The organism is Flavobacterium piscinae (genome assembly GCF_004122145.1).
Classification (GTDB): Bacteria; Bacteroidota; Bacteroidia; order Flavobacteriales; family Flavobacteriaceae; genus Flavobacterium; species Flavobacterium piscinae.
In genome coordinates, this window is record NZ_SBKQ01000015.1 from 55,293 (window position 1) to 68,027 (window position 12,735).

Annotated in this window: 10 protein-coding genes; 4 read left to right on the top strand and 6 right to left on the bottom strand. The window is 32.8% G+C overall.

All coding sequences use genetic code 11. The features are described 5' to 3' along the window. The 4 genes from EQG68_RS13410 to EQG68_RS13425 form a co-directional block, all read right to left on the bottom strand. Window positions 1-1,416, bottom strand: coding sequence for an Ig-like domain-containing protein (locus EQG68_RS13410; protein ID WP_129465402.1), 1,416 nt, complete (start codon window positions 1,414-1,416; stop codon window positions 1-3). A 19-nt stretch (window positions 1,417-1,435) separates the two neighbouring features. Further along, window positions 1,436-4,561 carry a glycoside hydrolase 5 family protein gene (locus EQG68_RS13415; protein ID WP_129465403.1) on the bottom strand — a complete coding sequence of 1,042 codons (3,126 nt, stop codon included), beginning with the start codon at window positions 4,559-4,561 and terminating at the stop codon, window positions 1,436-1,438. Between the two features lie 663 nt (window positions 4,562-5,224). Further along, window positions 5,225-6,553 (bottom strand): T9SS type A sorting domain-containing protein, encoded by a 1,329-nt coding sequence (locus EQG68_RS13420; RefSeq protein WP_129465404.1) that lies wholly within the window; start codon window positions 6,551-6,553, stop codon window positions 5,225-5,227. A 410-nt stretch (window positions 6,554-6,963) separates the two neighbouring features. After that, window positions 6,964-7,479, bottom strand: coding sequence for a DUF2892 domain-containing protein (locus EQG68_RS13425; protein WP_129465405.1), 516 nt, complete (start codon window positions 7,477-7,479; stop codon window positions 6,964-6,966). Between the two features lie 158 nt (window positions 7,480-7,637). Between EQG68_RS13425 and rpmH the strand changes: the two genes are divergently transcribed. Further along, entirely contained in the window at window positions 7,638-7,799 is a 162-nt protein-coding gene (gene rpmH / locus EQG68_RS13430) for a 50S ribosomal protein L34 (protein ID WP_026710894.1), read from the top strand. A gap of 101 nt (window positions 7,800-7,900) precedes the next feature. Then, a complete protein-coding gene (gene carB / locus EQG68_RS13435; protein WP_129465406.1) occupies window positions 7,901-10,753 on the top strand; it encodes a carbamoyl-phosphate synthase large subunit in 2,853 nt (950 codons plus the stop codon). A 55-nt stretch (window positions 10,754-10,808) separates the two neighbouring features. On the opposite strand, the gene EQG68_RS13440 is transcribed toward carB, so the two are convergent. Both EQG68_RS13440 and EQG68_RS13445 read right to left on the bottom strand, forming a co-directional pair. Next, complete coding sequence (locus tag EQG68_RS13440; RefSeq protein WP_129465407.1) at window positions 10,809-11,345, bottom strand: YceI family protein; 537 nt, start codon at window positions 11,343-11,345, stop codon at window positions 10,809-10,811. Window positions 11,346-11,356: 11 nt separating this feature from the next. Further along, the gene (locus tag EQG68_RS13445) at window positions 11,357-11,725 is read right to left on the bottom strand and encodes a c-type cytochrome (protein WP_129465408.1); all 369 of its coding nucleotides are present in this window, start codon (window positions 11,723-11,725) and stop codon (window positions 11,357-11,359) included. Window positions 11,726-11,799: 74 nt separating this feature from the next. On the opposite strand from EQG68_RS13445, the gene EQG68_RS13450 reads away from it, so the two are divergent. Together EQG68_RS13450 and EQG68_RS13455 are read left to right on the top strand one after the other, a co-directional pair. Beyond that, entirely contained in the window at window positions 11,800-12,204 is a 405-nt protein-coding gene (locus tag EQG68_RS13450; protein WP_129465409.1) for an OB-fold protein, read from the top strand. A gap of 6 nt (window positions 12,205-12,210) precedes the next feature. After that, window positions 12,211-12,726 carry an ankyrin repeat domain-containing protein gene (locus EQG68_RS13455; RefSeq protein WP_129465410.1) on the top strand — a complete coding sequence of 172 codons (516 nt, stop codon included), beginning with the start codon at window positions 12,211-12,213 and terminating at the stop codon, window positions 12,724-12,726. The last annotated feature ends 9 nt before the right edge of the window (window positions 12,727-12,735 follow it).

A 12,735-nucleotide genomic window follows, 5' to 3' on the forward strand; every position in this document is an offset into this window, starting at 1 on the left:
CTAGTTGTAGAAATAAATATTGTCTGCATAAAGCACAGAACCATCGCCTCCTTCTAAAATAATTTGTGCTAAATGGGAACGACTAGCTAGATTTGGCATGTTAGCGAAAGGAATATCAATTGATACCCAGTTTTGCGAAACTAATGTTGGAGCTGTAAAAGTGGTTGAATGTCTTGTATCATCACCACCACCGAAAACACCACCGGCACCAAAATCAACTACAATTACTCTAAGTTCTCTTCCCGGTGCAATAGGGCCCGGAATGAATACATCAATGTGAAAATGGGTCATGGCTGTTGCGTCTACAGTTGGACTACTGAATTCAATTCCCACAAAATTAAAAATGGTATAATTCAATATGTTGTCACCGTTTACAGAAAAATCGTTGGAAACGGTTGTTTGCCAAGGTTGCCAATAACCGTTATAATAATTCACCGGAACATTATTATAGGTGTCAGAGAAAATAGAAATCACATTGGCTTGATTTTGTTGAGGTTCAGGAGCATGTACAAAAGTCCCCACGCAATTAATTGTTAAACTTCCGGTTGCATCAACACCATTAATTGTAGCTGTAATAACTGCAGTTCCTGTGCTCAATGAGGTTACTAATCCGGTTGCATCAACAGTGGCAACAGCAGGATTGGAAGACTCATAATTTAAATAAGCTGAACTTAAATTGACCACTTGATTTAATCCGTTAGGTAGATTAAAAGTGGATATTATCCCTTCCACATTTGAATTAACACCTACGAAAGTGGTTTCAGAAATATTATTTCCGTTCATTATTGATGCTTGTCCATGAGCGATAGTGCCTAATTTTTCAAATTTTAATTCATCAATCCAAAAAGTATAGCCAAACCCATTTGTGCCTTGACTACCGGCTGCATATCTGAACATTCCTCTTTCTTGAGTTAGTTTTGAAGCGTCAGGAATAGGGATAATTACTTTTGTCCAATTGGTTCCTACACTAACATTGGTTATTGTAGCCATGTATTTGTTTTGATCGAAATCTTCCCCAAAACCAAATTCACCAATTACAACCCCTTGTGAAGCTTTTACATAAAAAGTTAAAGCATCATAGTCTGTTAAGTTACGACCGGCTCCATCAACTCTTAAAATTGCACCGGCATAGGAACCTTCCGGATCATTTGCATTGGGTACGTCAATTCGCATTGATGAGGTACTGTTGTAACCTTCTGTATTATCAACAGACCAAGCTGTTGCTTTAGATCCTCCATAAGGAAAATAAAAATCACTTCCCATTCCTACGAAATCGTCGATAAATACTTCTGCTGTTTTAGCAAAAGTTGCATCAATGGCTTCATCAGACAAATCTCTCTCACAGTTTAGATTGGTAATTAAAACCAATCCCAAAAGGAGTGTTTTTCCTAAATAATTAATTTTTCTATTTTTCATTTTTATCAATTTTTTAAAATTATTTTCCAATATTTATGTGAATATAAGTTCTAATTTCCCATTCAGAACCATTTCCGAATCCTACCGGACTTAAAACAGGTTCAGCAGGGAAAGTGTTCGGTGGTATAGCGGTTGGAGAATATCTTGGAGAATATTGGTCTAATGAACGCCAAATTCCCATGATTCCGATTCTGGTGTCCGGTAAAATAAACCAGTTAGGTTTACCGACAGAAGTTGAAATATCAATTGAGCTTTGTAAAGGGTACGTTAAGTTAAAATCTCTATGGTAATCAAATGGACCCCAATCGTTTATTTTTAACGAAGTAACTACTTTTACTTTTCTATAAATTGCTCTTAAATCATAGCCCATTCTGTTGATTGTTCTTTGAGAATCACCATTGGCTTGTCCGTTTCCGAAATAAATATTGGCAATCAAACCAAAATCGGGCGTTAATTTGGAAACAATTCGTGTATTTGATTCCCATAAATCTTCTGCAGGAGCAGAACCAGGAAAAGCAAAAGAAGAACGATTTGCTAAAAATCCAATCGCAGCATCCATAGTTGTTGGTAAATGACGATAAACAAATCCTGTACTAAAGGCAAATTTTGCATCTTCTACCATATCATTATTCCATTCGTACATCCAAGTTGCTGGAGTAGGGTCGTAAGTTAATAAAAGTTCACCTCCAACAGTTTCTCTATTTGCTCTAACAACAAAAGGATCATCCAAAATATTTCTTAATCTTCCCGGAGCTTCAACACCATTAGGCATGGCATCTACTAATGGTTTTTGCCATAAAAAGTTAGGAGCAATTTGAAGTTTAGAATTGACATTAAAAGTGAAACCGGCTAAGAAATTCATTTGATTACCACTTCCTGAATCTTTTAATCGCCAACCTGTGAAAGTTTGTGTAGCATCTGCACCACCATTAGCAACTAAACCTTGAATTGCACCTTGGGTGTAAGCATTGAATCTTCCCTTAGAAAAAGTCAATTTTGCTTTTCCTCCCCAATTGTCTTTTGAATTAATTTTATCTAACTTAACTACATCACTATCCATCATTTGAAATTCTCTACCATTAAGCGGTTGTCCACCCCAAATTCCTCCTAATTCAATTCCTAAACTTCCAATTTTTCTTTGTACATAGATGGTAGCTCTTCTAGTTTTTGGTATTGGAAAAGCAATGGAAGATACCGATTGAGATACTTCAGCTTGGTTAATATCTTCATGGTAAACGGCAGCGACATTAAATTTTCCGATTTGTTTGGCATATTTTATTAAATATGCCGGGTTTGCTCCCCACCATAATTGTGGTCCGAAGGCTGCTTTAAAGCCATTCAAGCTTCTTTTACCATCAATTTCAAACCCTAATGTTTCGCCGTTATAGATATCTAAATTTGGGCCATAATTTGCTTCCGGATAGAGACCAAAAAAGTCGCCTTCATATCCCCAATGGTAGTGTCCCGTTCTGTAAAAACCTCTCAATTCAAAATCTTTAGCATTCCACGTGTATGAAGCATTGTAGATTTGAACTCGATTGATATCGGTAGATAAAACTCTTCCGTCTGATGTTTCAATATTTTGAGCTCGACCACGGTTTTCATAGAAAATTTCGTTAATTGGATTCTCAGCTACACGACCTAGAATGTTTACGTTTACATTTGCTCTCATGTTAGCAGTTGGATTCCCTTCTACACCAATAAAATAGGATTGCATGTGATCAAAACCCAATCGATTTGGAAAACCTGTGGTATTTGGGTCGTCAGAATCAGGAGTGGTAATTAGACTTCCACCTGTGTTGAACGTTGTAAACTCAGCTCTTAGGTTACTGATTTTTAAAATTTGTGTATCATTTCCACCCATGGCGGCTTTATCACCTCTCGCTCGTAAGGTAGCATCCATAATTTGGGCATCTCCAAAATGCAGATTGATACTTTCTAAGTTAGCTCCCGGAGCATATGGATTGAATTTATGTAAGTCTTTCAATAAATAATATGAAGCACGCGGAAACAATTGATATAGACCTTTTTCGTTAGTTGGGCCTTTGGCACAAATTCCGAACCATTCTTCATTCATGTTATTTTCACCTTCATTATAATCTTTTTGATAACCTCCATTTGACCATGAAGCATTGTTATCGTGTATATCTAAATTTTTTGTTTGGCCGAATTTCCACCAACCATCACTAAATTGGAAAGTGTAACCGCCTAATGAATTTCCGGCTTTACCTAAACCGGCGGCGTTTTCATAGATTTCTTTCCAATTTCCTTTTAAGTAATAAGCTTGCGATTTCTGATCTTCTTGGTTTGTTATAACATTAAAGGCATCTGCACCAAACTCAGTAAATAAAACCGGCTTTCCGTATTCCTTTTTTACTCTTTCGAACAAATCTCCAAAAGAAACGCCACGGTAAACATTTGTTCCAAAAATATCAACGTCTTTACACTCTTGTGCAATTATATCCAAGAAAAGTAAATCTCCATTACACAAAGCAACAGGATGATTTGAATCAATTGCTTTCATGGCAACTGCAGCTTCATTGAAAAGTTTGTACATTTCACGAGCTCTTATGGTTGATTTTCTGTCCTCAATTGGAATGTTCTCAGTTTCAGCACCATCCCAAAACAAACCGTAATTATTTTCATTACCTAATAAGAATAGTAAGAGACCTTTGGTATCCTTATAGTCAGATGCCATTTGTGTTACTTCTTCTAAAAGTAATTTTCTAGTTTTTTCGTTGCTGTATTCTGTATTAGGTGTCCACACTCCATCTAGTGTTAGGCCATATCGTCCGAATGAATGATTTAGCATAGTATAAATTCCATAGTTAGCATGAATGTATTCAATCCATTTTTTAGGAATTCCTGAATATACCCGAATAGAATTAACCCCCATGTTTTTAAGTAAACCCATTTCCTCATCCAATGCTTCTTGAACAATATTATCAGGTTGGTTCCACAAACTGTAGGAATAGTTGGTTCCGATTGGAAAATAGTCCCAATTCATTCCGTTAACTATAAAATCTTTTCCATTGACTTTGAGTTTCATTTGAGAATTATTCGCATCAACATAAACTTTTTCAGTTTGTGAAAAAACTGGAAGCGAAAAACACCAAAGTAGGAGTAATAAAATTATTTTTTTCATTTTGGTTTGTTAGATTAAAAAAGATTAATGATATGTATAATAAATTGATAGTTTAATTTTTGATTTTATAAAAATACTAATGAAAAATTACATTATTGTTAAATCAACCTCAACAAAAAATATACATATAATTAAAATCAATATTATTAGTATTTTTTTATTAAAAATGGAAGGTCATTAAATAACAAGTATTAAAAGCAATTAAAAAATACAAATTGATTATGATAATATTTTAGATTTTTTGAACTTGCTATATTGATTTAAACAGCTGTAAAACACTACAGTATGCTATTTGTATTGGGTTTACAAGGTTAATCTGTCTATTTAAATTTAAAGTTGGTTTGAATTTAATTATTTAAATGTTTTCGGACTAAAAAAATAAATGTATTAATTTCTTTTTTTGAGATTTCAAAATTTAATGTTGAGGTGTTGTATAGTTTGGAATGTGTTTTTTGTTTTGATTTTTCTCGATTTTCTGCACTCTTTTCTAATAAAACATAATTGTAAGCTACATAACGATACATCAAGTGATTTATTTGTTTCAAATTATATCAAAAGCTTAACTTCATTAGAATTAATTAAACACTAGTGTTTTTTCAACTTTTTTGAAGTAAATAAAAAAGGCTGCCTAAATAATAGGGCAGCCTTTTCTTGATTTTATTTTTATTTTTTTACGATTCTAGATGTTGAAACGTTTCCATTAATAGTAGCTTTTACAACATAAATTCCAGTTTGAAGACTAGAAATATCTATAGTTGCTTGGTTGTTGTTTGGATTATTTGTAACAACCTCTTGACCTAAAACATTATAAACACTCACGTTACTTACGATTTCTTGAGCCTCAATTGTAAAGTTTGTGCTGGCAGGATTAGGATACATTTTAATGTTAGAAGTTTCAAAACTTGAAACACTTAATGTGTTTTTATGTAAGTAGATATTGTCATACCATACATTATCAACCATTGCCGTTGTAATACCAATTTGTGCAATGTCATTACGAGCTAAACTTCCGGCAACCACACCACCAAGAGCAGTAATAGGAACGTCTACAGACACCCATTCATTGGCAACTAATTGAGGAGTTGTTCCTCCATTGATATTTACTTCAAGAGCTGAGCTTTCAGAATTTCCACCATTAAAGTTAACAAGTTTGAAATTGAAAACATCTCCAACTAAATCAGTATCAGTGATGTAGAAATCAAAATGAACATGTGTGAAATCGGTTAAATCTTGTCTATTTGTTTGAAAATCAATTCCGTGACAAACAACGCCAGGATTTTTTTGTAAAGTATTATTGCCTTCAATAGTGATTAATGTGGTTGCAGCACCTCCGCACCATCCGGCATCAAAATTATCAAATCCTATATTCGTATATGCATCACTAAAAATTGAAACTACATCTGCAGCAGGTCTCGAAGGTGGTGTTGGAGCTGCAGTTGGAGGTAATGTTAAACAATCAGGACAGCTTCCTCCGCAATCAATTCCAGTCTCGTCTCCGTCTTGTATACCATTGTTACAAGTTGTTGTTGTGATTTCTAACATTACATCATCAATACCAACAAAACCGGTATCAGCACCCATATCAAAAATAATTCTACTATTAGCACTTGCAAAGTTTGTTGTCAAAATAAGTACAAATGTTTGCGGACCATTATTTAAATCAACAATTTGAGTTACCGCTGTCCAAGGAGCTTCATTTAATCCAACTCCAACAACCATCGTTCTGTCTCCATCTGAAAAACCTGTAAAAGTTAATTTATAACTAGTACCCATAGTTGTCATTGGGTATACATAACTTAAGTTTACATCAAATGCATTTCCGGCTGTTGTAACATTTGCAGCATTATAACTGTTATCTCCCTCAGTTACCACATTTAAAGCATTTCCAGACCATCCGGCGGTACCACTTTCAAAATCACCATTAGTGATGAGATTTTGTGCAAAACCAAAAGTTGCAATTAATAAGAGAATAAAAGAAGTAATTTTTTTCATAATATTTAATTTTTTGAGTTAATATTTATTATTCTCAAATTTAAGTATTAATTAATTACGAATTTTACATTTCAATATATTTTAACTATACACATTCAATTTTTAAAAAGATGTTTTTAAAAAGTCTATTTTATCAACACTTTCTATGATTTACAGTGCTTTTAAAACTTTTTAATTAGAATAAATTTACAATGTTGTATAGTTTTTGTATAGGTAAAAAGCGTTGCTTTTTTACAACTACAATGATTTCTATAATAATATTTTCTCTTTATATCGAGAATTTGTATTTAAAAATGATAAATTAATTAATGATGATTATCTAAATTTAATTTTTTTTCAGACAGTTTTAAAAAAAAATCGATTCACAACAATTTGTAAATCGATTATATATTTTTAAAATAAATTTTATTTTAAATTTTCTTCAGCTGTTGCTTCATCATTGTAATTTGTTCTTTTAGCATATTTTGCTTGTCAAGTTTATTCGCTTCATTTAGTAAATTAGTTGCTTCAATTTTTCTTCTTCTTGACATTGCGATTCCAGCTAAATTTAATTTGGCAACGGCTAAATCCATATCCATAGAAAGTCCTAATTCAATCGCTTTCTTAAAAAATTTCTCCGCTTGGTTCAAATTGGTTTGAGAAACCATTAATCCATGCAAATAATTATAGTAACCTTGTTGCTTTTTTACTAAAGCAGATTCCGGATTTTTGATTTTATCTAACCAATTTTTAGCACCTTGAAAATCTTGTTTTCGTAATTTTAAAAAAGCAAGAAGTATAAATTCATTTTTAAAGTATAGAAAAATCGGAAAAACAGTTAATAGAATTAGAAAAATTCCGTTTCCAATGTTGTTCTCTGTAAACTGCCAAATACCTAGTGCGGTGAGTAAGACCGCAATTACTAATTTGATATTTCTGTGAAACATAATATTGACTTTATTTTTTGTGTTTGCAAAGGTAATAAAACGAATTGAAAATATTTTTATAAAACTGCTTGTGAGAAAAAAAAGTCTTTGTATATTTGCACTCGGTTTTTAGGAAACCCATTAAAAATAAATTTACACGATTTTAAAGATACAAAACAATGAGTAAGAGAACGTTTCAACCATCGAAAAGAAAAAGAAGAAATAAACACGGGTTTATGGATAGAATGGCTACTGCAAATGGTAGAAAAGTCCTTGCTCGTAGAAGAGCCAAAGGAAGACACAAATTGACTGTTTCCTGCGAACCAAGACACAAAAAATAATGATTGTTATTAATCATAAATAAAGGCGTTACTTTTTTTAGTAACGCCTTTTTTTTATAACTTGTCGAATCAAAACAACTAAACTACTATAAAACAACAACATGCCAAAAGACAATTCTATCAAATCCGTTTTAATTATTGGCTCAGGACCAATTGTTATTGGACAAGCCTGTGAATTTGATTATGCAGGCTCTCAAGCCGCCCGTTCCATTCGTGAGGAAGGAATTGAAGTTATTTTAATTAATTCCAATCCGGCAACCATCATGACCGACCCTTCGATGGCAGATCATGTTTATTTATTGCCTTTAACTACAAAATCAATCATTGAGATCCTAAAGAAACATCCCAATATTGATGCGGTTCTTCCTACAATGGGTGGCCAAACAGCATTAAATTTATGTTTGGAAGCCGAGGAAAAAGGAATTTGGGAAGATTTTAATGTAAGATTAATTGGAGTTGATATTAATGCCATCAATATTACAGAAGATAGAGAACAGTTTAAACAACTTTTGGAACGCATTGGGGTGGGAGCTGCACCTGCCAAAATTGCTACTTCTTTTCTAAAAGGAAAAGAAATTGCTCAAGAATTTGGTTTCCCATTAGTAATTCGTCCTTCCTTTACCTTGGGAGGTTCAGGAGCGGCTTTTGTTCATCACAAAAAAGATTTTGATGAATTATTGACTCGAGGATTAGAGGCTTCGCCTATTCATGAAGTGTTGATAGATAAAGCTTTATTGGGGTGGAAAGAATATGAGTTGGAATTACTTCGTGATAAAAATGATAATGTTGTGATCATCTGTTCCATTGAGAACATGGATCCAATGGGAATTCATACCGGTGATAGTATTACCGTTGCTCCAGCCATGACTCTTTCAGATACGACTTTTCAAAAAATGAGAGATATGGCGATTTTGATGATGAGAAGCATCGGAAATTTTGCAGGAGGTTGTAACGTACAGTTTGCTGTTTCTCCGGATGAAAAAGAAGATATTGTAGCGATTGAAATCAATCCTCGTGTTTCCCGTTCATCCGCCTTAGCTTCAAAAGCAACAGGTTATCCGATTGCAAAAATTGCTTCAAAGTTGGCTTTAGGATATCATTTAGACGAACTACAAAACCAAATTACAAAATCTACTTCAGCACTTTTTGAACCTACTTTGGATTATGTCATTGTAAAAATTCCACGATGGAACTTCGATAAATTTGAAGGAGCTGACCGAACATTAGGACTTCAAATGAAATCGGTTGGTGAAGTAATGGGAATTGGTCGTTCGTTTCAAGAAGCCTTACACAAAGCAACTCAATCATTAGAAATAAAAAGAAATGGATTGGGAGCTGATGGAAAAGGATATAAAAACTATGAACAGATTATCGACAAATTAACACATGCCAGTTGGGATCGCGTTTTTGTGATATATGATGCCATTCAAATGGGAATTCCTTTGAGTCGAATTCATGAAATAACCAAAATTGATATGTGGTTTTTAAAGCAATACGAAGAACTCCACTTATTAGAAAAGGAAATATCTAAATATACCATTGATTCTTTACCAAAAGAATTGCTTTTAGAAGCTAAACAAAAAGGCTTTGCAGATAGACAAATTGCCCACATGATGCGTTGTTTAGAAAGTCAGGTTTATAAAAAAAGAGAGGAACTCACGATAAAAAGAGTATATAAATTAGTTGATACCTGTGCAGCAGAATTCAAAGCATTAACACCTTATTATTACTCCACATTTGAAGCGGAAATTGAAACTTCAACAGGAGAAAAGTTTGTAGATAATGAGAGCGTGGTAACAAACAGAAAAAAAATAATTGTTTTAGGTTCTGGACCGAATCGTATTGGACAAGGTATTGAATTTGATTATTCTTGTGTTCATGGTGTTTTGGCAGCAAAGGAAAGTGGTTACGAAACCATTATGATCAACTGTAATCCGGAAACGGTTTCCACTGATTTTGATACGGCTGATAAGTTATATTTTGAACCTGTTTTTTGGGAACATATTTATGATATTATTCAACATGAAAAGCCGGAAGGTGTGATTGTTCAATTGGGCGGGCAAACTGCTTTGAAATTAGCTGAAAAACTTGATCGATATGGCATAAAAATTATCGGAACCAGTTTTGATGCGTTAGATTTAGCCGAAGATAGAGGTCGTTTTTCTGAACTTTTGTCAACATTAAAAATTCCTTTTCCAAAATTTGGTGTAGCAGAAAATGCCGATCAAGCTTCTGCCTTGGCTGATGTGTTGGATTTTCCATTGTTGGTTAGACCTTCTTATGTTTTAGGTGGTCAAGGAATGAAAATCGTAATCAATAAGCAAGAATTAGAAGAACATGTGATTGACTTATTAAAAAATATTCCCGGAAACAAATTGCTTTTAGACCATTATTTAGATGGTGCAATTGAGGCAGAAGCCGATGCCATTTGCGATGGAGAAAATGTTTATATCATCGGAATCATGGAACATATTGAACCCTGTGGTGTCCATTCCGGTGATAGTAATGCTACTTTACCTCCCTTTAATTTAGGTGAATTTGTGATGCAACAAATTAAAGATCATACTAAAAAGATAGCATTAGCATTAAAAACTATAGGATTAATTAATATTCAGTTTGCTATTAAAGATGATATTGTTTACATTATTGAAGCTAATCCAAGAGCTTCACGAACTGTTCCATTTATTGCGAAAGCGTATGGTGAACCCTATGTAAATTATGCTACAAAAGTAATGTTAGGCAAAAATAAGGTAACCGATTTCACTTTTAACCCGCAATTAAATGGCTATGCCATCAAGCAACCTGTTTTTTCGTTTGGAAAGTTTCACGGTGTAAACAAAAAACTTGGTCCGGAAATGAAATCTACCGGTGAAAGCATTTTGTTTATTGAAGATTTAAAAGACGACCAATTCTACGAATTGTATTCCAGACGAAAAATGTATTTGAGCAGATAATTTTTTAGAAATAAATTTTACAAATTGAATTCCCGATTATATTTATCGGGAATTTTTATTTTAGAATAAATTCTAATTTTATATTCACTTTTTTAGAAACCTTTTTACTTACAACACTAGGTATTTCAATCGCGAAATCATCTGCATTTACAGAAAAATCAGATAGAATTTCAATTCCTTTGTCTGTTTTTTTGATTTTGGCAGGTATACTTATTTCTTTGGATTTGCCGTGTAGCTCTAATTTTCCTTTGATAATAAAGTCTTTCCCATTTTTATCTAAAACGGTAAGATTGAATTTCTCAATTACTCCTTTAAATGTGGCTTTAGGATATTTATCACTTTCCACATAGTTTTCATTAAAATGTTCCTCCATCAAGGCAATTTTAAAACGAAAACCTTTCATTAGTGCCAAAGAGGCAATCTCTCCCGTAGTTGTATTTAAAACACACGAAGAACTCTCGTTAGTTGCTCTTACCTCCTCAAAGGAAGGAACTGAAGCTTCAAATGTGATTTTTCCTGATTTAGTTATCAGTTTTTCCTGAGCTTGTGTATATCCAAAGGATAAAAATAGTAGTATGTATATCTTTTTCATGGTTTTTGTATTTATTCAAGTAAACCTTCTGCATTCCATTGTATAATTGTGTTTATGTCGTTTTGAGGAAGTCTTGGCCCTCCCAATGGCATTGCTCCGGGACTCCCTTCAGCAATTGAGATTCGTTCAATCAGACCACGATTTAAAACTGCTTCTTTTACATTTTCGTAAGTAGTTAATGAATTAGGTGCTCCATTAACAGGGGTAGCGGCATGACAACTAATACAGTTGTTGTCTATTATTAATTTGATATTCTGTGTATAATTAACTGTTTCAATTTCTTGAACAATTGTCAAATCTGATAAACTATCAGTAGTGCAACTATTCAAAACAAAAACAGTAAATGCGAAACTAGTAATTTTTATTGCTTTATTTTTCATGTTTTTTTTCCAAAAATAAATAAAATTCATAATATTAGTTAAATTTTAAAAAAAATAAATAAATTTGCTTTGCTATGAAATCTTCAACTACAAAAAAAATTGTTATTATTTTCTTTTTAGGTACATTATCTGTATCCGCTTTCTTTTATTTTTATGTTTATAAAAGTCATCGTAATATAACTACAGAAACAGTTGCATTTTCTTTATCAGCTATTCAATTGCATCGAGAATTTATGAATGATTCTGAAGCAAATGTCAAAAAATATGCAGATAAAACTATAGAAACTTACGGTAAAATAACTTCTTTGGATTTAGAAAACGATGCTATTGTTTTGGATGATAAAGTTTTTTTGAAAATGACAGACAAGATTTCGAAAGATTTAACTATTCAACAAACAATTAAGATTAAAGGAAGATTTGTTGGATTTGATGATTTATTGGAAGAGTTAAAAATGGATCAATGCATTATAGTTAATTAAGTAGATATGTTAAAAAAGGTATTTGTTGTTTTTTTTCTCCTATTTTTTGTATGCAGTATTGCTCAAAAAGATGTTTTTGAAATATCTCGTGATGGTTCTTTGGCTGAGTTAAAAGAATTAATAAAAAAGGAACCTAATTGTATCAATGAGCTAAATGAGAATGGTTATACACCGCTTATCTTAGCGTGTTATCGTGGTAACAATGAGTTGGCTGCGTTTTTAGTTCATAAGGTAAAAGACATTGATGCTTTAAGTGAAATGGGGACTGCATTAATGGCATGTGCAGTGAAAGGAAATGTTCAAATAGCAAAGTTACTATTAGAAAAAGGATGTAATCCTGACCTAGCTGATGCAAATGGAACAACGGCTTTAATTTATGCAACGCAATTTAATAATAGTGAATTAATAAAAGCATTATTAAAGTATAATGCAGATAAAACAAAAATTGATAACAAAGGGAAAACAGCATTTGAATACGCTGTTTTTTCGGGTAGTGAAGAAATTATCAACCTCTTAAAATAATTAAATTCT